Origin of the sequence: Streptosporangium sp. NPDC006930, from assembly GCF_040635605.1 — a bacterium.
In the GTDB taxonomy this organism is placed as follows: domain Bacteria; phylum Actinomycetota; class Actinomycetes; order Streptosporangiales; family Streptosporangiaceae; genus Streptosporangium.
Window position 1 is genome coordinate 50747 of record NZ_JBEYID010000011.1, and the last position, 19801, is coordinate 70547.

Annotated in this window: 16 protein-coding genes and 1 pseudogene; 9 read left to right on the forward strand and 8 right to left on the reverse strand. The window is 71.9% G+C overall.

All coding sequences use genetic code 11. The annotated features are described in order from the left end of the window. Positions 1-291: 291 nt before the first annotated feature. The 3 genes from ABZ664_RS20430 (at position 292) to ABZ664_RS20440 (ending at position 2858) form a co-directional block, all read left to right on the forward strand. The gene (locus ABZ664_RS20430) at positions 292-1230 is read left to right on the forward strand and encodes an alpha/beta hydrolase (RefSeq protein WP_362511803.1); all 939 of its coding nucleotides are present in this window, start codon (positions 292-294) and stop codon (positions 1228-1230) included. Positions 1231-1294: 64 nt separating this feature from the next. Next, entirely contained in the window at positions 1295-1915 is a 621-nt protein-coding gene (locus ABZ664_RS20435) for an RNA polymerase sigma factor (RefSeq protein ID WP_362511806.1), read from the forward strand. Beyond that, positions 1908-2858 carry a hypothetical protein gene (locus ABZ664_RS20440; protein WP_362511809.1) on the forward strand — a complete coding sequence of 317 codons (951 nt, stop codon included), beginning with the start codon at positions 1908-1910 and terminating at the stop codon, positions 2856-2858. Before ABZ664_RS20435 ends, ABZ664_RS20440 begins: the two co-directional genes overlap by 8 nt. 146 nt (positions 2859-3004) lie before the next feature. On the opposite strand, the gene ABZ664_RS20445 is transcribed toward ABZ664_RS20440, so the two are convergent. After that, positions 3005-4582: a prolyl oligopeptidase family serine peptidase gene (locus ABZ664_RS20445; RefSeq protein WP_362511812.1), complete on the reverse strand. Its 1578-nt coding sequence runs from the start codon at positions 4580-4582 to the stop codon at positions 3005-3007. 83 nt (positions 4583-4665) lie between these two features. Between ABZ664_RS20445 and ABZ664_RS20450 the strand changes: the two genes are divergently transcribed. Both ABZ664_RS20450 and ABZ664_RS20455 read left to right on the forward strand, forming a co-directional pair. Further along, complete coding sequence (locus ABZ664_RS20450) at positions 4666-5793, forward strand: exonuclease SbcCD subunit D (RefSeq protein ID WP_362511815.1); 1128 nt, start codon at positions 4666-4668, stop codon at positions 5791-5793. Next, complete coding sequence (locus ABZ664_RS20455) at positions 5794-10020, forward strand: AAA family ATPase (RefSeq protein WP_362511817.1); 4227 nt, start codon at positions 5794-5796, stop codon at positions 10018-10020. It abuts the gene before it with no gap. Positions 10021-10166: 146 nt separating this feature from the next. Here ABZ664_RS20455 and ABZ664_RS20460 read toward each other — a convergent pair whose 3' ends face one another. Further along, the gene (locus ABZ664_RS20460) at positions 10167-10682 is read right to left on the reverse strand and encodes a MarR family transcriptional regulator (RefSeq protein ID WP_362511820.1); all 516 of its coding nucleotides are present in this window, start codon (positions 10680-10682) and stop codon (positions 10167-10169) included. 75 nt (positions 10683-10757) lie between these two features. Between ABZ664_RS20460 and ABZ664_RS20465 the strand changes: the two are divergent. Then, positions 10758-11537, forward strand: a pseudogene (locus ABZ664_RS20465) (EamA family transporter); the annotation flags it as partial. 93 nt (positions 11538-11630) lie between these two features. On the opposite strand, the gene ABZ664_RS20470 reads toward ABZ664_RS20465, so the two are convergent. Next, positions 11631-12692 carry a DUF418 domain-containing protein gene (locus ABZ664_RS20470; protein ID WP_362511823.1) on the reverse strand — a complete coding sequence of 354 codons (1062 nt, stop codon included), beginning with the start codon at positions 12690-12692 and terminating at the stop codon, positions 11631-11633. Between the two features lie 111 nt (positions 12693-12803). Between ABZ664_RS20470 and ABZ664_RS20475 the strand changes: the two genes are divergently transcribed. The 3 genes from ABZ664_RS20475 (at position 12804) to ABZ664_RS20485 (ending at position 15941) form a co-directional block, all read left to right on the forward strand. Continuing rightward, positions 12804-13568, forward strand: coding sequence for a histidine kinase dimerization/phosphoacceptor domain-containing protein (locus ABZ664_RS20475; protein WP_362511825.1), 765 nt, complete (start codon positions 12804-12806; stop codon positions 13566-13568). Between the two features lie 115 nt (positions 13569-13683). After that, on the forward strand, positions 13684-14331 hold the full coding sequence (locus ABZ664_RS20480; RefSeq protein WP_362511828.1) for a response regulator transcription factor: 648 nt from the start codon (positions 13684-13686) through the stop codon (positions 14329-14331). A 104-nt stretch (positions 14332-14435) separates the two neighbouring features. Continuing rightward, positions 14436-15941: a serine/threonine-protein kinase gene (locus ABZ664_RS20485; RefSeq protein ID WP_362511831.1), complete on the forward strand. Its 1506-nt coding sequence runs from the start codon at positions 14436-14438 to the stop codon at positions 15939-15941. Positions 15942-16094: 153 nt separating this feature from the next. Here the strand turns inward: ABZ664_RS20485 and ABZ664_RS20490 are convergent, their stop codons facing one another. From ABZ664_RS20490 to ABZ664_RS20510, 5 genes are all read right to left on the reverse strand, one after another. Continuing rightward, on the reverse strand, positions 16095-16439 hold the full coding sequence (locus ABZ664_RS20490) for a VOC family protein (protein ID WP_362511834.1): 345 nt from the start codon (positions 16437-16439) through the stop codon (positions 16095-16097). A gap of 203 nt (positions 16440-16642) precedes the next feature. Beyond that, positions 16643-17806, reverse strand: a complete 1164-nt coding sequence (locus tag ABZ664_RS20495) for a cytochrome P450 (protein ID WP_362511837.1) — start codon at positions 17804-17806, stop codon at positions 16643-16645. A 127-nt stretch (positions 17807-17933) separates the two neighbouring features. Then, positions 17934-18101 (reverse strand): hypothetical protein, encoded by a 168-nt coding sequence (locus tag ABZ664_RS20500; RefSeq protein ID WP_362511840.1) that lies wholly within the window; start codon positions 18099-18101, stop codon positions 17934-17936. Beyond that, entirely contained in the window at positions 18098-18889 is a 792-nt protein-coding gene (locus tag ABZ664_RS20505) for a carboxypeptidase regulatory-like domain-containing protein (protein WP_362511843.1), read from the reverse strand. Before ABZ664_RS20505 ends, ABZ664_RS20500 begins: the two co-directional genes overlap by 4 nt. A 271-nt stretch (positions 18890-19160) precedes the next feature. Then, positions 19161-19730 (reverse strand): TetR/AcrR family transcriptional regulator, encoded by a 570-nt coding sequence (locus tag ABZ664_RS20510; RefSeq protein ID WP_362511846.1) that lies wholly within the window; start codon positions 19728-19730, stop codon positions 19161-19163. Positions 19731-19801: the final 71 nt, after the last annotated feature.

Here is a 19801-nt window from a genome sequence, read left to right on the forward strand (position 1 = left end):
TGAACAACCCGAGAAGCTAATACCCCTATATCGCATCATTTCTACTGCAATAGGTTTCGATCAGGGTTTCGCTGAGATCGAATCACGGCGTCGCCACGGTGATCCTCGACCGCTCACGCACACTCGGTGCCACCGAGGACGCCATGGTCTTCCCTGACGAACCGCCCCGGCCCTCTTCCCCCGCGAGGCCCCGATGTCCTTCGGGAGGCCCCAACGTCCTTCGAGAGATCCCGGTGCCCTTCGGGAGGTCCCGATGCGGCCGGATGATCCGCACGAACTACCCTGACCGTCATGCCCGACGTTCTCGGTCCCGACTACGAGCTCACAGTCCTGCCGATGGCCGACGACGACGAGGGCCCGGTGGTGGCCTCGCTGGTGCGGCGACGGGCTCCCGAGCCCGCCCGCGGCGCCGTGCTCTACGTGCACGGCTTCACCGACTACTTCTTCCAGACCCATCTGGCCGACCACTTCGTCGCGAGGGGCTTCGACTTCTACGGCCTCGACCTGCGCAAGTACGGCCGCTCGCTGCTGCCGCACCAGACCCGCGGGTTCGTGCGCAGCGTCACCGAGCACTTCCCGGAGATCGACGAGGCGATACGCGTCATCCGCGAGCGCGACGGGCACGATCGCGTCGTCCTCAACGCCCACTCCACCGGCGGCCTGATCGCCCCGCTCTGGGCCGACCGGGTCCGCGGCCGGGGCCTCGTCCAGGCGCTGGTGCTCAACAGTCCCTTCCTCGACCTCAACGTCCCCGTTCCCGTGCGGATCGCCGCGGACCTGCTGCGCGGGCAGCTGTCCAGGCTGCCCGCCCGCGCGGTCCTGCCCCTGGTGAGCGCGACCGCGTACGGCACGAGCCTGCACCGCAGCCACCACGGCGAGTGGGACTTCGACCTGGAGTGGAAGCCCATCGGAGGGTTCCCGGTGCACGCGGCCTGGCTGGGGGCGATCCGCCGGGCACAGCGCAGGCTGCACGACGGCCTCCGGGTGGACGTGCCGGTGCTGGTGCTCTGCGCGGAGAAGGGCCTGCGGCTGCGCGCCTTCATGCCCGAGGCCCAGGAGGCGGACGTCGTGCTCGACCCGGGCCAGATCGCCCGCTGGTCGACCAGCATCGGGTCACACGTGACGTGCGTCCGGGTGCGAGGCGGGATACACGACCTGGTCCTGTCACCCGAGCCGGTCCGCAGGCGCGTCCTCGCTGAGATGGACCGCTGGCTCGACGGCTGTCTCTAGGCAGGTCTGCTTGTCGGTGAAAAGGGCTGTGAAAGCGAAATGCCCCATCGGTTGAGTAGAAGGCGTGACTGCCAAAGTGACACGTCCGGCCGGCCGAGCCGATCCGCCGGGGGAGATCAGCGACGCGGCCCTGCCTGAGCTGTCGCTCCGTAGTCCAGAGCGGTTCGGTGAGATCTACGACCGGCATTTCCGCGAGATCCACGGCTACCTGGGCAGGCGACTCGACCAGCAGGCCGCCGACGACCTCGCCGCCGAGGTGTTTCTCACGGCGTTCAGGAAGCGCGATCGGTTCGACCCCGAGCGCGGCGAGGTACGTCCCTGGCTGTACGGCATCGCCACCAACCTGATCGGGCTGCACCGCCGTACCGAGACCCGGAGGCTCGCGGCGCTACGGCGCAGTGCCGCGGCACAGCCCAGCGCGGAGCACGGCCACGAGGAGCGCGTGGCGACCCGCGTCGACGCGCTGAACGCCCAGGGGCGCCTCGCCGGGGAGTTGCTGGCGCTGCCCGACGGCGACAGGGACGTGCTGATGCTGAGCGCGCTGGGCGAACTGAGCCACGAAGAGGTGTCCAAGGCGCTCGGCATCCCGTACGGCACCGTCGGATCCCGGTTGTCGCGGGTGCGTAAGAGGCTCCGCGCCGCCCTGGGCGGCGTCAACCCCCTGCATGGAGGTTCCAATGGATGACTACCAGGCGGTGCGGGAGCTGTTGCCCGTGCAGCCGCTGTCGCCCGAGGTGGAACAGGCGGGACGCGAACGACTGAACGCCGCGTTCGCCACGAAGCGGGCACGGCGGCCCCTCCGGGCCGCCTGGTGGAGCGCGCTGGGACTCGGGCTGGCCGGCGCGGCGGCGGCGACCCCGGTCGTCACCTCGGCGGCGCCGCCGAGCCCGCCCGCCACACGTGGCGTGATCGCCGCGCAGGACGGCAAGCGGTTCCTGCTGGCCGCCGCGACCTCGGTGGCCTCCATGTCCGACGACGGCGCGTGGTGGGGAAGCACCCTGGTCAGCGGCGAGGAGTTCCGTTCTCCCGGCGGTGGCTACACGCTGCGGCAGACCCGTTTGGAGGAGAGCTGGATCCCCGCCGACCCGGAGGCGACCACCAAGGCGCGCATCGCCCTCTACCGCGACGGTGCCCTGGTCGGTGAGGAGCCCTCGACGTGGGGTGAGTTCACCGTCCCCGCGGGTGCGGCGGACTACCGGCTGGTCACGGAGTCCGAGCGGGGCGCCCCGGCCACCCTGTCCACCCGCACCTCCACCGCCTGGACCTTCCGCTCGGAACACGTCGGAGGCGAGAGCCCGCTGCCTCTGCCGATCTCCGTCATCGGGTTCTCTCCCGCGCTGGACGCGCACAACAGCGCACCGGGCGGCCGGACCTACAGCGTGCCGGTCACTGTACGGCAGCAGGCGGGCTCCGGCGCGGGCAAGCCCCGTGACCTCGCCGTCGAGGTCTCCTACGACGACGGTGCCACCTGGAGCCGGACGAAGGTCCACAACGGCGCGGTCACCCTGCGGCACCCCGCCGCCGGAGGCTTCGCGTCCCTGCGGGCCACGTCCACCGACACCGCGGGCAATACCGTCGAGCAGACCGTCATCCGCGCCTACCGGATCGCCCCGGCGAAGCGGCCGTAGGCGCCCCCCGCTCGGCCCGGCCGATGCCGGACCGAGCCTTTCCACCGGGGCGTTCTTCGTGACGGTGTCCCCTGACGTCCCCCGACGTCCCCCGATTTCCCTCGATGTCCCCCGACCGCGATCCCCGGCCTCAAAGGTGAGCGGCCCTACCAGGGGAAGGAGAACAGGCCGTAGTAGGCGGCGGCCACCAGCAGCAGGCCGGTGCCGCCCAGCACCCCGGCGACCGCGAAGCTCTGCGGGCGCGAGGGCTGCCAGCCCTCGCGCAGTCCCGACACGACGGCCGCCACGCCCGTGACCTCCTGCAGCAGCATCAGCAGTGCCAGGATCCTGATGACCAGCCACCCGGCGAGCACCGCGGGCCACGCCCCGGCCTGGTTGACCGAGAACAGCACGAGCAGCGTGATGAACGCCACCACCGAGACGAGCAGCCCCACCCCGGTCCACGCCATCCGGCGGAACCGCCGCCGGATCGGCGGCCAGATCAGGGCGTCGGCCTGCGCCGCGGTGGCGCGGCCCCGCAGTCGCGCGGCCATCTCCGCCACCGGCCCGACCACGTAGCCGACCACGGCGAGGCAGAGCGTCAGGCCGATCATCGTGCCCCCGGCGTACCAGGGGGCGGCGGGGACATCGCTCGCCTCCAGGCGCTGGACCGGTGTGGCGCCGGCGATGTGCACCGAGGGCTGGGCCGTGTCCGGCAGGCCCGTCACCCAGTTGGACAGCGTCCGCAGGTAGTCGGGGACGAGGGGACCGCCGTGGAAACGCATGCCGTGGTCGGCGCGGTCGAGGTAGCGGATCGTGTAGTCGTCGTTGCCGCCCTCGGTGAGGGCGTCGGTCAGCGCCTTGCTGCTCTCCACGAACGGGATCGAGGGATCTCGCGTGCCGTACAGGGCCAGGACCGGCTGCCGCATCTCGCGCAGCGCGGGCAGGCCGTCGTAGCGCAGGAAGTCCGCGTCGACGGCGCCGATCGCGCGGATGAGCAGTTCGCGCACCCCGCTGGGCGCGTACAGCCGCTGGAGTTGCTCGCCCAGCGCCCACGTCACCTGTCGCATGGGGGAGACGTTGGGGGACGACACCAGCACGGTGAACCCGACGGCGGTGCTCTCGTTGGCCGCGATGGGCACCACCCAGCTGCCCTCGCTCACCCCCCAGAGTCCCACCCTGGCCGGGTCGACGTCCTCGCGCGAGCGCAGCTCCTTCAGCACGCGCAGGGCATCGCGGGCGAGGAGGCCGAAGTCGCGCTTGAGGAAGTCGTAGCCCACGGTCCGCTTGTCGTAGACGAGGGTGACGATCCCGGACCTGGCCAGCCACTCGGCCTGGGTGGTGAACTCGCCCCTGACCCCGGGGCCCGCCCCCTGTACGAAGACCAGCGCAGGGTGCCGCCCCGGGGCGACCGGCGCGCGGATCGTCGCCCCCAGCGGCGTACCGTCCTCGGCCGTGACGGTGATGTCCTGCGTGGTGATCTGCCTGTTCGCGGCGACCGGCCGGAGCTCGGACGGCGGCTGGGGGGGAAGGGTCTGGAAGACCGGATCGGCGTGCAGAGGGGTCGGGTCGAACGGCGGCGGCAGCGTGTAGCCCACCGTCGCGAGAATCACCAGGATCAGGCCGGATGCGACGCTCAGGACGCCGCGGCCCACCTGGATGTCACCGCGATCCCCGATGGCGATCCGCCTCCGTGCTCGTCGTTGGCTCCGGTATCGTTCCTTCCGATCTTCAAGCGTACTCATCGCCGGGAGCCTCGAACAGAGCGGGGGATCGGCGTGACGTGAGTGGCCACATTTGTCGCTGAGTCCTGTTAGCTTCGTGCGACATGCGGGTGTTGCACACATCGGACTGGCACCTGGGCCGATCGTTCCACCGGGAGAGCCTCCTGGCGGCCCAGGGCGTCTTCGTCGACCACCTGATCGAGACGGTCAGGTCGGAGCGGATCGACGTGGTCGCGGTCTCCGGTGACGTCTACGACCGGGCCCTGCCCTCGGTCGACGCGGTCGACCTGTGCAACCAGGCGCTGCGACGGCTGGTCGACGCCCGCGTGCGCACCGTGCTGATCAGCGGCAACCACGACTCGGCCCGCCGCCTCGGCTTCGGCGCCGACCTCATCGACGCGGCGGGCGTTCACCTGCGCACCGACCCGGGGCGGGTCGGCGAGCCGGTGGTCGTCGATGACGTCGCCTTCTACGGCATCCCCTACCTGGAGCCCGAGCTGGTACGCGCCCCCTGGGAGCTGTCCGAGCGCACCCACACCGCCGCGATCGAGCACGCTATGTCCCTGGTCCGTGCCGACCTCGCCCGGCGCGGTCCCCGGTCGGTGGTCCTCGCCCACGCGTTCGTGACCGGGGGGCGGGGCAGCGACAGCGAGCGCGACATCAGCGTGGGAGGCGTCGCGCACGTCCCGGTGCGCGCCTTCGACGGCGTCGACTATGTCGCGCTCGGCCACCTGCACGGCCGCCAGCGGATGAGCGAGACCGCCCGATACTCCGGTTCCCCGATCGCCTACTCCTTCTCCGAGGCCGGTCAGACGAAGGGCTCCTGGGTGGTCGACATCGGCCCCGGCGGGTACGAGGGCGCCGAGTTCGTCGAGGCCCCGGTGCCCCGGCCGGTCAGCCGCCTCACCGGCCGCATCGACGACCTGCTGACCGCTCCCGAGCACGCCCGTCACGAGGAGCACTGGCTTCAGGTGACGCTCGTCGACCGGATCAGGCCCAAGGGCGCGATGGAGCGGCTCAGGGCCCGCTTCCCGCACACGCTCGCCCTGTCCTTCGAGCCCGAGGGCGGTGGCGAGGAGATCGTGACCCGTGTCAGGGCGGCCGGGCGCCCCGAGATCGACGTCGCCCTCGACTTCGTCCGCGAGGTGCGCGGTGAGGCCGCCGACCCCGCTGAGACCCGGCTGCTGCGGGAGGCCGTGGAGTTCTCCCGTATGAAGGAGGCGAAGGCGTAGATGCGCCCGCACCGTCTGTGGATCACCGCTTTCGGCTCCTTTCCCGGTGAGGAGCAGGTCGACTTCGACGCTCTCGCCGAGGCGGGGCTGTTCCTGATCCACGGCCCCACCGGCGCGGGTAAGACCACCGTGCTGGACGCGCTCTGCTACGCCCTGTACGGCAGGGTGCCCGGCAGGCGCGACAGCGCCAAGAGCCTGCGCTGCGACCACGCGCCCCCCGGGCGTGGGCCCAGCGTGGCACTGGAGGTCACGGTGCGGGGCCGCAGGCTGAAGATCACCCGGTCACCGGCCTGGCAGCGCCCCAAGCTCAGGGGCACCGGCACGACCAGGGAGAACGAGAAGGCACTGCTCCAGGAGCTCGCGCCATCCGGGGAGTGGGTGGGGCTCACGACCAGGGTCGACGAGGCCGGGGAGTTCGTCGGCACCCTGCTCGGCATGAACGCCGAGCAGTTTCTCCAGGTCGCGATGCTGCCCCAGGGAGACTTCGCCAAGTTCCTGCGCGCCGACGGTGAGGAACGCCGCAGGGTCCTGGAGCGCCTGTTCTCGGTGAAGGTCTACGCCACCGCCGAGTCCTGGCTCGCCGAGCAGCGCACCGAGGCGTACCGCGAGCAGCAGGCCCTCCGCAAGGAGGTCGACTTCGCCGTCAAGCGACTGGAGGAGGCCGCGGGTCCCGCCCTGCTGGCCGCGCTGGACGCCCTCCCCGACTCGGAGCTCCCCGCGGAGTCGATGGAGCCGGCGGGATCGGTGGGGTTCACGGACTCCGCGAACCTCGTGGACTCCGGGAACCCCGTGGACTCCGCGATCCCTGCGAAGTCCGTGGAGGACGACCCGCTGGGGTGGGCCCGCGCGCTTGAGGACCTCGCGCGCCTGGAGGCCGCGCGGCTGGACGGGCAGGGAGCCGAGGGTGAGGCCGCCGTACGGCGGGCGCGCGAGAGCCTGGAGCGCGGTGCCGCGCTGGCCGACCGGCGACGGCGTCACACCGAGGCGCTGACCCGGAGCCGGGCGCTGGAGGAGACGGCCGAGGAACGCGCGGACCTGGAGATCATCCTGGAGGAGGCGGCGGCCGCCGACCGGGTGCTGCCGCTGATCCAGAGCGCCGAGCAGCGCGCCGAGGCCGCGTCCAAGGCCCACCGGCTGGCCGCCGACGCCGTCGCCCGGGCCCTTCCCCTCCTCGGTGCTCCCGTCGACCGGTGGGGCGTCGTCCGCGACCGCACCGGCACCGCTCATGACGGCGACGGTGCGGCGGGTGCGGGCCATGGCGACGAGACCCGCGCCCACGCGGGCGGTGGCGCTCATGGCGACACCCGTGCCGACATGGGCGCCGATGTTTACGGCGAGACTCGTGATCACGCGGGTATAGGCGCTCACGGTGATGTCCGTGACCATACGGATGCCGGTGCGGACCGCCGCCATGCGGTGCTCGGCCACCTGGTCGCGCTGGAACGCGACCGCCAGAGCGAGATCACCCGCCTGGGCGAGCTACGAGCGGAGGAGTCACGCCTGGCGGGAATCGTTCAGGAGCGTGAGAGGGCCGCTCGCGAGATCGCCGAGCTGGCCGCCGCGCAGGCGGAGGCCGACGCCCGCCTGGAGGTCCTCCCCGGCCTCCGCCGTGAACTGGACGAACGCCTCACCGCCGCACGCCTGGACGCGGCCCGCGTCCCCGCGGCCGAGTCGGCGGTGGAGACCGCCGCAACCCGTCTCCGGGCGGCCGAGCAGCGTGACCACCTCGCCGCCGACCTGTCCGCGGCCCGCACCGACCTCGCCGCCGGCTTGGCCGCCCTCTCTCCCGAGGTTCGCGGACCCTTGGGCCTCGACGAGGTTGGCGAGGCCCTCGGCCTCGAGGACGTCCGTGAAGCCCTGGAGCCCGGTGGGCCTCTCGACCCCGACGAGGTCCGTAAGGCTCCCGACCTCAAGGAGATACGTGAACACCTCGACCCCGGGAAGGTTCGTGAGGTTCTCACCGTCCAGGAGAGGGAGTGCGGGCGGGAGTTGGCCGCACTGGAGGGACTGCGGGCCGAGGAGGCCCGGCTGGCCGAGCTCGACGGGCTGATCGCCGCGTTCGACGCGGAGCTCCCTGAGGTGGTCCGGGAGGAGGCCGAGGTCCGCGAGATCCTGGAGAGGCTGCCCGCCGCGTCGGCGGAGGCGTCGGCCAGGCTCGGCGAGGCCAGGGCCGCCGCGGCGGGGGTCCCGGCGGCGCGGGCGAGCGTCGACACCGCCACCGCGGTGCTCACCGCGGCACGGCGCCGCGAGATTCTCCGCGCCGAACTGGAGTCCGCCCGCGCCGCGCAGACGGACGCCGCCGACTTCGCCCAGACGCTCCGCGACCGGCACCTGGACATCCGGCAGTCCAGGATCGACGGCATGGCCGCGGAACTCGCCGCGAAGCTCACCCCAGGCGACCCCTGCGCGGTCTGCGGCTCACCCGAACACCCCGCTCCCGCAGCCCCGGCCGACGAGGCACCCACCGCCGACGACGAGCGCGTGGCCCAGAGCGCCTACGAGGCGGCCATGGAACGCCGCCAGGCCGCGGGAAACACCGTCACGACGCTGGTCTTGCGTCTCGACGAGGCCCTGGCCGTCGCGGGTGAGACGACCGGGGAGGAAGCTGGGGAGATCCTCGCCGAGACCGGCAGGAAGCTTGAGGCGCTGACCTCGGCGGCGAGCGGCGAAGAGACTTTCGCCGCCGAGGTGGAGCGGATCACCGCCGAGCTGGAGGACGCGAGGACCCGGGCGGCGGAGATCGCCAGGCGGCTCGCCGAGGGTCACGCCCACCGCATGAGCCGGCAGACCGAGCGCGAGCGTCTCACCGCCCGCCTGGACGACGCCCGGGGCGCCGACCCCACGGTGCGGGCCCGCCGCGACCGCCTGGCACGGGAGGTCGTGCACCTGTCCGCCGCGCTCGCCGCCGCGACCCGCGTGATCGAGCTCGCCGCCGCCCACCGCGAGGCGAGCGACAGGACCGGCCTGGCCGTACGGGACGCCGCGGACGAGCTCGCCGGGGCGGAGCGGGCACTGGCCGCGCTGCGCGAGTCGGCGCGGGCCGAGACGGTGCTGGCGGCCGAGGCCGAGCGGGTCGCCGCCGAGTCCGAACGGCTCGGGGAGCGTTCACGCGAGCTCGCCGTCGGGCTGGCCTCCCGTCGTACGAACGCGGAAAGGCTCGCCGCCGAGGCCGAGCGGCTGGCCGGGCGCCTCGACGAGGCGCGAGGCGAGGATCCGACGCTGGTCGCCAGGCTGGACCGGCTCGCCGACGAGGCCGAGTTGCTGCGGGAGGCCGTCGAGGCGGTCAGGGACGAGCGGATCGCCGCCGAGGAGCTTGTGACGGCCCGTAACCAGGCGCTGGGCGCCGTCGTCGAGGTGGGTTTCCTCGGGCTCGACGACGCCCGCGCGGCCCTCCGCTCTTCCGGCGAGCGGGGGGAGAAGACCGCCCGGCTCCGCGAGCTCGCCCAGGAGGGCGCCGCGGTCGCCGCGATGCTCGCCGACCCCGAGCTGGTCGCCGCGGCGGCCGAGCCGGAACCCGACCTCGCCGGGCTGCGCGACGCGCGGGACGCGGCCGACGCCGCCCACGCCCGCCTGCTGTCCGAACGGGACCGGGGCGAGGCCCGCCTCGCCCGGCTGGCCGCGCTCCGCACCGAGCTGGCCGAATGCCTGCGACGCTGGGAGCCCGCCGACGAGCGGCACCGCCTGACAGAACGGCTCGCCACCCTGACCGGCGGTAACTCCGCCGACAACCGGTGGAAGATGCGGCTGTCGTCGTACGTGCTCGGCGAGCGCCTCGGCCAGGTGGTCGCGTCGGCGAACGAACGGCTCGACCACATGTCGGGCGGGCGTTATCTCCTGGAGCACAACCGTGACCGTTCCGCCGGAGACCGGAGCAGGTCCGGCGGCGGGCTCGGCCTGCACATCCTGGACAGCTGGACCGGCGTGGGCCGCGACCCGGCGACCCTCTCCGGCGGCGAGAGCTTCATCACCTCGCTCGCCCTCGCCCTCGGCCTCGCCGACGTGGTGAGCGCGGAGGCCGGGGGAGTGGAGATCGGCACGCTCTTCGTCGACGAGGGCTTCGGCACCCTGGACGAGGACACCCTCGACGGGGTGCTCGACATCCTCGACGGCCTGCGCGACGGTGGTCGTGCGGTCGGCATCGTCAGCCATGTCGCCGAGTTGCGCACCCGGGTGCCCGCGCAGCTGCACATCCGCAAGGAACGCCGGGGCTCGACGGTCCGTCAGTGACGCCCGACGACGACACGGCCCGGGGGAGGCCGGTGAGGTCGTCCGTCCGAACGACCTCGGACGTGTCCACCGTCCGAACGACCTCGGACGACGACCGGGCCCTCGCTCTTCGAGCAGGGGCCCGTTCTCGTCCGCCCGCGATCGGTTCAGATGTCCGTCCGGAGAGGGGCTTCGAAGCGGGTCAGCCAGGTGGTGAGGAGTGATTCGAGGTGTGCGGCCTCCTCGGGGGTCAGCTCGTCGAGGAGGCGGCGTTCGTTGCGCATGTGCTCGGCGAACGCCCGGTCGATCAGTTCCCTGCCCGCGCGGGTGAGCGCGACCACCCGCCCGCGGCCGTCGCTCTCGCTCGGGCGGCGGGTGACCAGCCCGTCACGTTCGAGCCGGTCGATGCGTTTGGTCATCGCGCCGGTGGTGACCATGGTGAAGGCGGCGAGCTCTCCGGGGGCGCGCTCGAAAGGCGGGCCGCCGCGTCGCAGGGTGGCGAGGACGTCGAACTCTCCCTCGCCGAGCCCGTAGCGCCGGTAGACGACGCAGAGTTGTTCGGTGAGGTGTCCGGCGAGGCGGTGCAGGCGCCCGATCACACCCTGCGGGCTCACATCCAGGTCCGGCCGTTCGCGAGCCCATTCCTGCTGGATGCGGGCCACGTGGTCCAGGGGTTCGCTCATGTCTGGAGTGTAGCTTCCAGGGAAGCTATATTGTCTTCCATGGAAGCTAATTTCCGCTGGGCGTCGGTCACGGCGATGGCGCCGATCGCGTGGGGGACGACCTACTTCGTCACCCACCAGTTCCTCCCGCCCGGCTACCCGCTGTACGGGGCGGTCATCAGGGCGCTGCCCGCGGGACTGCTGCTCCTCCTCATCGGCAGGAGGCTTCCCCGGGGGACGTGGTGGTGGAAGTCCCTGGTCCTCGGGACTCTCAACATGAGCGCGTTCTTCGCGCTCGTCTACCTGGCGGCCCAGCTGCTTCCGACGAGCGTCGCCTCGACGATCATGGCGACGTCGCCCATCGTGATGATGCTCCTGGCCTGGTCACTGCTCTCGGAGCGCCCGCGGATCCCGCACCTGGCCGGGGCCGGCGTCGGTATCGCGGGGGTCTGCCTCATGCTGCTCACCGGTGCGGCCGCCGTCGCCCCCCTCGGTGTGCTCGCGTCCGTCGCGGCCCTGGTGATGTCGTCGTTCGGATACGTGCTGGCCAAGAGGTGGAGCACCGAGGTCGACGTGCTTTCCTCGACCTCGTGGCAGCTCGTCGCCGGAGGTCTCGTCCTGCTGCCCTTCGCCGTCGCGGTGGAGGGCGCTCCGCCGAGCCTGGACGGACCCGAGATCCTCGGGTTCGTCTATCTCAGCGTCATCGCGACGGCTCTCGCCTTCGTCGCCTGGTTCGCCGGACTGCGGCACCTGTCGGCGGGAACGGTGGGACTCGTCGGGTTGCTGAACCCGGTGACCGGGGTGCTGCTCGGCACGATGATCGCCCGAGAGGTGCTCACCGCGCAACAGCTCTGCGGGCTGGTGCTGGCCCTCCTCGGGATCCTCCTCGGACAGCCCGTCGCGGCACGCCTCGTCGCGTTCGTCCCGGCCGGCAGGAAACACCGGACGCGCCCGGCGCGGGCGGGCCGGTCAGGGGGTGCGGCGCAGGGGCGGACGTCGGGCCCAGGTGGCCCAGCGCCAGAGCCATTCCAGCGGGCCCTGGCGGTAGCGGCGCAGCCAGAGCGTGGACACCAGCCACTGGGGGACGAGAACGGCTCCCGAGATCAGGAGCACCGTCGCCGATGACCAGTCCTCCGGTGAGCCGCCGACGAGGTGGGCGGCCCCCAAAACGAGGAGCGTGGCCGACAGGTAGTTGGTCAGCGCCATCCGGCCCAGCGGCGAGAAGACCTTCCGCAACGCCGCCCCGAGCGGTGTCTTGAGCGCGAGCAGCAGGACACACACGTAGACACCCGCCATCAGCAACCCTGCGAGGCCGAACCAGGTGTTGAAGTACGCCTCATCGGCCCGTGTCCCGACCTGCAGCCACACGGCGGGCACCGCCCCCGCCGTGAAGAGCACGGCGAGCGCGGCCGGGACACGCACCGAGCGCTCCATCCGGTCGATCACGCCGTACCGGGTCAGCGCCGAGCCCAGCAGGAACAGTCCCGGCACCAGCGGCACCCCGTTACCGCCCAGGATCAGCGGCGTCGCGACGAGGACGGCGGCGAGCCCGGCGACGGCCCGGCGCGGCAGCCAGGTCGAGGGCAGCAGCACCACCAGGCCGACGACGGCGTAGACGGTGAGGATGTCGCCCCGCCACAGCAGGAACATGTGAGCCAGGCCCACGGCGAGCAGGACCAGGAGCCGACGCAGCAGGAGCACCCGAGGGCGCGGGGCATGGCGCCCCGCGGAGTCCAGCAGCAGCGAGAAGCCGACGCCGAACAGCACGGAGAAGATCGGAAAGAAGCGTTGGTCGACGAAGAGGCCCAGCCCCAGCCAGGAGTCGTCCTGACCCGCCGTCACCACAGGCCGCATGACATCTGTGGTCTGGATCATGTGGGCGATCGGCCTGACGTTGGCGAGCAGGATTCCGCACAGGGCGAACCCGCGCAGCACGTCGAGCGCGACGACCCGCGACCGGCCGGTGGAGGTCGTCATGGGGTGTCCCGACCCGGTGGCCTCCGGCGTCGGGGGAAGCGTTTCGTGTGGCATGGGACCTCATCCTGCGGACCCGGGCTCGCTTCCATATCGGCGGAAAGCAGGGAAAGGACCGTACTTTCGGCCGGTACTCGCCGATGGGGTGCCTCACCTAGCCTGAACGCCGTGCGTGTTCCCGATCTGTCCAAGACGGCGGCCGACGCCGGGCTCGGCGTCGTGTTCGCGGTCGCCGTGGCCTTCCAGGCGTACCAGGTCGCCGACAGCTGGGGCGCCGAGCACTCGCCGTTCGGCGCGGTGGTCGCGGCCTCGGTGTGCGCGCTCGCCCTGATGCGCCGCCGCGACCCGCTGTGGACCGCCGTCGCAGGCCTGGCCGTGGCCGCGCTCGCCGTCCTCGCCACCCGTCTCGTCCACCTGCCCGCGGAACCCAGCCCCGCCGCCTCCCTGGGGCTCGCGGTGCTCGTCGGCTCCGCGGTCAGGACGCTGCCCGTCCGCGCGGCCTGCGCGGTGGGCGCCGGGGGCCTGGCCGTGGTGGCGAGCGGCCTCCTCGCCAACCCCGGCTCGGCCGTGCCGGTGCTGAGCGGTCTGCTCTGGCTCGTCGCCGTGGCGGCCGGGACCGGTCTCCGGTCGCTCGCCGCCCGGCGGCGTACCGTCGCCGGGCGGATACGGCGTGCCGAACGCCTTGAGCTGGCCAGAGAGCTGCACGACGTCGTCGCCCACCATGTCACCAGCATCGTGCTCCAGGCCCAGGCCGCCCAGCTCGTCACCGCCAGGCACCCGGAGAAGGCGACCGGTTCCCTCGCCGACATCGAAACGGCGGGCTCGGAGGCCCTGGCCGCCACCCGTCGCGCGGTCGGTCTCCTGCGCGACGCCGCTCTTACCGACGCTCCCGCCGCCGCCGAGGGCCGCGAACGGCTCGGCGAGCACCGATGACACCGCCCCTGCCTGCCGGGGGGCGTCGGTGCCGTCGATGTCGTACGGTGCCGTTCGTGTCCGTCAGGGCACCTCGGCGTCAGACGACACCGCCCGAGCCCGGCAGGGGGCACGGATGACCATCCGGGTGCTGCTCGCCGACGACCAGGCGATGATCCGGGCCAGCCTGCGGACCATTCTCGAAGACCAGCCGGACATCACCGTGGTCGCCGAGGCCGGCGACGGTGTCGAAACGATCGAGCAGGCCCGCAGGACGCGTCCGGACGTGTGCCTGGTGGACATCCAGATGCCCCGCCTCGACGGGATCGAGGTCGCCCGCGCCCTGGCGGAGGCCCCGACCAAGGTGGTGATGGTCACCACGTTCGACCTGGACGAGTACGTCCACGGCGCGCTGCGCTGCGGCGCGGCCGGATTCGTGCTGAAGGACGCGGGCCCCCGCCTGCTGGTCGAGGCCGTACGGGCCGCGTACACCGGCGACGCGCTCATCTCACCGTCCATCACACTGCGACTGCTGCACCACCTCGCCGACCGCGGAGCCCGGACCGAGATCCGCGTGCCCGCGCAGCCCCTGACCGCACGGGAGACCGAGATCGTCCGGGCGATCGGCAGGGGACGCACCAACCAGGAGATCGCCGACGGGCTGTTCATCTCGCTGAGCACGGTCAAGGGGTACGTCTCGGGCATCATGGTCAAGCTCGGTGTGCGCAACCGGGTCGAGATCGTGGCCTGGGCCTGGGAGAGCCGCCTGATGAACGCGAGATGACACGGAATGCCGGGGGCGCCTTGAAGGACGATCCGGTAACCGGTCGGCATCGGATGCGGTGATAACCGCGACATGCGGGATCAATCATCGGGTAGGCATGCCCCATGGCTTCTTCATCTTCCTCACGGCACGAGGGGTGGTTACTGGCCGGGCGGTACCGCCTCGTGGCAGGCCTGGGCAAAGGCGGTATGGCCACGGTGTGGCAGGCCCACGACGAGCTCCTCGATCGTGAGGTCGCGGTCAAGGAGGTCACGATCCCGGACCACCTGACCGGGCCGGAGCGCGAGGTCCTGCTGGAGCGCACCATGCGGGAGGCTCGCCTCGCCGCGCGGCTGAACCACCCCAACATCGCCGCGGTGTACGACGTGGTGCGGGCCGACGACGACTGCTTGTGGATCGTGATGCAACTCGTGCGCTCACGCAACCTCGCCGAGATCCTCGCGGAGGAGGGACCACTGCTCGCCCCCACCGCCGCGCGCATCGGGCTGGAGGTGCTGTCGGCGCTGGAGGCCGCCCACGAGGTCGGCATCACACACCGCGACGTCAAACCCGCCAACATCCTGTTCACCGATGACGGGCACGCGATCCTGACCGACTTCGGGCTCGCCATCGCCGTCGACGAGGATGTGTCGCTCACCAGTGTGGGAATGGTGGTGGGGACGCCCGCCTACATCGCCCCCGAGCGTGCCGCCGGCCTCGAATCGAACGCGGAAAGCGACCTGTGGTCCTTCGGGGCCACCCTGTACGCCGCCGTGGAGGGGCGTTCCGCGTTCGGACGAGGCACCGCACTCGCCACCCTCGCCGCCGTACTGACGGCCGACCCCGAACCGTTCCGGAACGCCGGCCCCCTGGCACCCGTCATCACCGGCCTGCTCGAAAAGGATCCCGCCCGGCGCACCGACCTCGCCCGTGCCAGGACGCAGCTGGAGGGGGTGGCCACGCTGTGGGAGTGGGAGGCGGGCAGCGCCGCCGCACCTCTCCTCGCCGCTCGCGTCGCGGAGCCGACCCTCGACCAGGGGCCTACCGGCCAGTCCAAGGCCGACCTCCGTTCCACGGGGCAGCACCTTCGCGAGGACGCCGACCGTCACACGGGTCGGCACCTTCGCGAGGACGCCGGTCGCCGTTCCCCGGGGGACCGCGCCCGTGAGGATGCCCGGCACACCCCGGCGCGTCAGCGGAACACCGAACGTCGGCGCCTGTCGGCGGGTGTCGCGGCCCTGGCCGTCGGCATTATCGTCGCCGCCGCCGTCACCGCCGAATGGCGCGGTTCGGGGACGAGCGGGGCGGGCGGACCTGAGCGGGTCACTCCCTCCAGCGCCGCCTCCGTCACGACGCCGCAACCCTCCCGTACTCCGGATCCCTCGGAGACCCCGGAGCCCTCGAAGACACGGCAGGTGCTCGACGAACGGCATTCCACCGTCATGTCTCGCCGCGCAGGACGGACCGAGGTCGCCCCCAGGACTGCCACCGGGGCTCCCAGGATCGGCACGTCCGGGCCTGTCGCGAAGAAGGCGAACCCGAACAAGTACCGGAATCCGGCGCAGCGCGGCAACGGTCAGGGGAACAACCAGGGCAACCAGGGCAACCGGGGGAACGGCAAGAGCAACTAGCCGGGCACCCCGGGCGGGCCGTTTCGCGGACGAGGCGAAGGCGCCGCCCCGTTCGCTTCCCGGAGAGAGCCTGCCCGTCCGTTCCGTGCCGGAGGTTCCCGGGTGAACACCGGCATGCCGGTGTTCACCCGGCATTGTTCCCCGGGCGGTTCGTCACCCGTCCGTGTAGAGACAGAACGGGTGCCCGGCGGGATCGAGAAGGACCCGGACGTCGTCCTGCGGCTGGTAGGCGGCGAGTGTCGCGCCCTCCCCGAGCGCGTGGGCGACCGCGTCGTGAAGGTCGCCGACCTCCAGGTCGAGGTGCATCATCATCTGCTGCGAGCCGTCGGCGGACGGCCAGACGGGGCGTACGTAGTCGGTGGATGTCTGGAACGCCAGATACGCCCCCTCGTCGGCTGACGCGACCGTGACCCAGTCGACTTCGTCCTTGGTGATCCTCCAGTCGAGAAGGCGCGCGTAGAACCGCGCGAGTGCCTGTGCGTCGGGTGCGTCGAGCACCACACTCCATCTGTGAGCAATCGATCGTCCACGCATGGCCGCGTGCTGCCCGGAAAGACGTTCGGATAACCCCTGATGACACGGAGCGCGGGCGACGGGTGTCCGTGCTGCCCGCGTCCCGTGCCGCCCGGCGGGTGTTCGTGTCGCCCGCGCTCTGTGCCGCCCGGCGGGTCAGCCGTCACCGGGGCCCCCGGGGCGGTGGATCACCAGGCGACGGGGAACGCCGACAGGCCGTACACGACGTTGAAAGAACGAAACTCCGGCTCGCCCGCCTCACGCAGCCCGGGGAAACGTTCGAACAGGGCGGAGAACGCGATGCGCATCTCCATCCGGGCCAGCGGCGCCCCGATGCAGTGGTGCGCGCCGTAACCGAACGCGACGTGGGCCAGGTCGGGCCGTTCGATGTCGAGTCGCTCCGGGTTCTCGGTCAGTGCCGGGTCGCGGTTGGCGGCGGGGAGGGAGACCACCACGACGTCGCCCTTCGCGATCGGCACGCCGCTGATCTCGGTGTCGGCCATGGCCACCTTGGTGGCGCCCTGGTGGACGATCGTCAGCCACCGCAGCAGCTCCTCGACCAGGCCGCCGGCCCTGCCGGGGTCCTCGCGGAACAGGCCGAGCTGTTCGGGGTGTCGCAGCAACGCCAGAGTGCCCAGGCCGATCATGTTGGCCGTCGTCTCGTGCCCGGCGACCAGCAACAACCCGCCGATGCCGACCAGTTCGTCGGTCGTGAGGTCATCGCCGTGCTCGCGGACCAGCATGCCGATCAGGTCCTCACCCGGCTCGGCCCGCGCCCGCCCGACCAGCCCGGTCATGTAGGCGATCAACTCCATCTGAGCCCTCCCGCGCTCCTCGGGCGAGCGGTTGAAGTCGAGGACCGCGACGCTGCTGGCCTGGAAGGCGTCTCGGTCCTCGTAGGGCACCCCGAGCAGTTCGCAGATGACCAGCGAGGGGATCGGGGTGGCGAACTGGGAGACGAGATCGGCCGGCGCGCCGGTACGTTCCATCGCGTCCAGATGGTCGGCGACGATCTCGCGGACCCGGGGCTCCAGACGACGGATGCGGCGCATCGTGAACTCGGGGGTCAGCATGCGGCGTAACCGGGTGTGATCGGGTGGATCCATCATCAGCAGCGCGCCCGCGCGGATACGTTTGGTCTGCTCCTCACTCATGGGCGGCAGGTTGATGCCGCTGGCGTAGCTGAACAGTTCGGCGTTCCTGAGTACGGTGCGCACGTCGTCGTAACGGGTGACCAGCCAGGCATCCTGGCCGTAGGGCGTGGCAACGCGTCGCAGGCCGGGTTCCTCGCGGGCGGTGGCGAGTTCGGGATCGGGGTGAAACTCCTGGCGGCGCATGTGAAGGGGCAGCATGTCGTCTCCTGAGGGGATCGGCTACCCCCACAAGATCTCGTCAATGGAACGAGCGTGCAATCCCAGCCGATGGTGTCCTTCGTGGTCGTCGAGAGGGGCAAGGGCACCCGCCGCCGGAGCGTGGTACTCACCGCTGAGGAGGGCTCGCCCCCACCACGGTGAGGGCGGACAGCCGGGCCGCCTCGGCGAGCGCGTCGGGCCGGGCCGCCGGGCCACCCTCGGCGTCCTCCAGCGCGACCTTCGCCCTTCGGTCTCCCGGTCGGCCATGCGCCCAGCGCCTTGAGCGCCTCGTCAAGGCTTGAGGTCGAGCTGGATGCGGTGGACGGTGGTCAGGAAGCGCTCGAAGTCGGCGACGACGGCCTCGCCGTACTCGCCGGTGTCGCGAATCCGGATCTTCAGAGGGCGTCCGAGATGCTCGGCGGTGATCCGGTAGCGGCCGATGGGCACGTCCAGCACCCCCGAGCCGTCGCCGCTGCGCTCGGCCCGGCGGGTGATGACCTCGCCGGCCGAGCCGTCGATCAACGGTCCCTGCGGAGTCAGGGTGAGCGTGACGTCCTCGTCCTGCAGGAAGGTCTGCGGGTCCTGCGGGTCGTAGGACTCCAGGTGGAAGAGGACCATGCTGCCGTAGAAACCCAGTCCGTCGGAGCGCTCACCGGTGAGCCGCCAGGTGAAGTCGCGGATCGCACCGTCCGCACCGACGAAGGAGGCGTCGTCGTGAGGGGTCAGGTCCATCGTGTAGGCGCGGCCCTCGAAGCGGCGGGTCACGATGCCGGTCACCCGGAAGGTGGCCGCGGCGACGTCGCTGCTCACCCGATAGCGGCCGTCCTCGTCGGTCGTCACGACCAGGTTGCTGTTGTACAGCAGCCGGTTGTCGGCGACGATCTCCGCGCCCGCGACGGGCCTGCCCGCCGCGTCGACGACCCGTCCCTTGAGCACTCCGGCCTCAACCTGCGCCGCCCCGGCCTGCCGCTCCGCGGTGGTCTCTCGCCCTGCATCGGCCGTACCCGTCATCCGCTCCCCGCCTTCGAACGCGCAGCCGCTCAGGGCCGCGATGAGAACACCCACGACAACCACTTCTCGCACGCCGGTGACCCTAGGCGCACGATCTTGTAATTCACTTGGAAGTGACGGTCCGGCGGATCGTCCGCGCGCCGCCCGCCTCGTCCGCGCCGCCGCCGCGAAGATCGTCTGACGCTCGGAGCCCGAATCGAGGGGACCACGAGGCCCTGTCGTGTCCGGCGCGGTCCTCGCGATCCTCGCGGTCCGGAGAAAACAACATGAACGCCCGTAGGCCGCACGCGTCGCCGACTTCCGCCCGTGACCACGCGCCGGCGTTCACTCCAGAGCGTGGCACTTACCGTCGGGGAGGGCTCACCCCCGCCACGGTGAGGGCGAACAGCCGGTCCGCCTCGGTGGCGGGGTCCGGGTGGTGCTCCGTGGCCAGGGCGATGCCGGTGATCAGGTTGAGCAGGTCGGTGATGGTCACGCCCGGTGCGAGGGCGCCGTCGTCCGCGGCGCGGCGTGCCAGGGGGGCGCCCGCCTCGGTGAGTTGCGCCGAGCAGCAGTTCTCGGGCGCCACGTCGGGGCCGGCCGCCCGCTCGCGGGTCAGTGCGATGGCCAGCCCCCGGATGGTCGCGGCGTCCGCGGTGACGGCGCGCAGCCACTCCAGCAGTGCGGCCCGGGTGTCGGCCCTCTCGGTCAACTCGCGGGCACGGGCGCACAGGGCCTCGACCCGCTCGCGGAAGACCGCCTGCAGCAGTGCGTGGCGGCTGGGGAAGTGACGGCGCACGGTGGCGGATCCGACTCCCGCGGTGCGGGCGATCTCCTCCAGGGACGCGTCGGCGCCGTACGCGGCGATCGCCTCCTCGGCCACGGCGAGCAGGCGCGCGTAGTTGCGCCGGGCGTCCGCCCGCTTGACGGGCATGGTCTCACCTCAACATTTGCTAAGTGGCGGGGTCCGCCGTATCTTACTCGAATATAAACGGCGGGGTCCGC

Coding starts and splice junctions, on each gene's coding strand:
- ABZ664_RS20430 (WP_362511803.1), top strand. CDS start 292: ATGCCCGACGTTCTCGGTCCCGACTACGAGCTCACAGTCCTGCCGATG.
- ABZ664_RS20440 (WP_362511809.1), top strand. CDS start 1,908: ATGGATGACTACCAGGCGGTGCGGGAGCTGTTGCCCGTGCAGCCGCTG.
- ABZ664_RS20445 (WP_362511812.1), bottom strand. CDS start 4,582: ATGAGTACGCTTGAAGATCGGAAGGAACGATACCGGAGCCAACGACGA.
- ABZ664_RS20450 (WP_362511815.1), top strand. CDS start 4,666: ATGCGGGTGTTGCACACATCGGACTGGCACCTGGGCCGATCGTTCCAC.
- ABZ664_RS20455 (WP_362511817.1), top strand. CDS start 5,794: ATGCGCCCGCACCGTCTGTGGATCACCGCTTTCGGCTCCTTTCCCGGT.
- ABZ664_RS20460 (WP_362511820.1), bottom strand. CDS start 10,682: ATGAGCGAACCCCTGGACCACGTGGCCCGCATCCAGCAGGAATGGGCT.
- ABZ664_RS20470 (WP_362511823.1), bottom strand. CDS start 12,692: ATGCCACACGAAACGCTTCCCCCGACGCCGGAGGCCACCGGGTCGGGA.
- ABZ664_RS20480 (WP_362511828.1), top strand. CDS start 13,684: ATGACCATCCGGGTGCTGCTCGCCGACGACCAGGCGATGATCCGGGCC.
- ABZ664_RS20485 (WP_362511831.1), top strand. CDS start 14,436: ATGGCTTCTTCATCTTCCTCACGGCACGAGGGGTGGTTACTGGCCGGG.
- ABZ664_RS20495 (WP_362511837.1), bottom strand. CDS start 17,806: ATGCTGCCCCTTCACATGCGCCGCCAGGAGTTTCACCCCGATCCCGAA.
- ABZ664_RS20510 (WP_362511846.1), bottom strand. CDS start 19,730: ATGCCCGTCAAGCGGGCGGACGCCCGGCGCAACTACGCGCGCCTGCTC.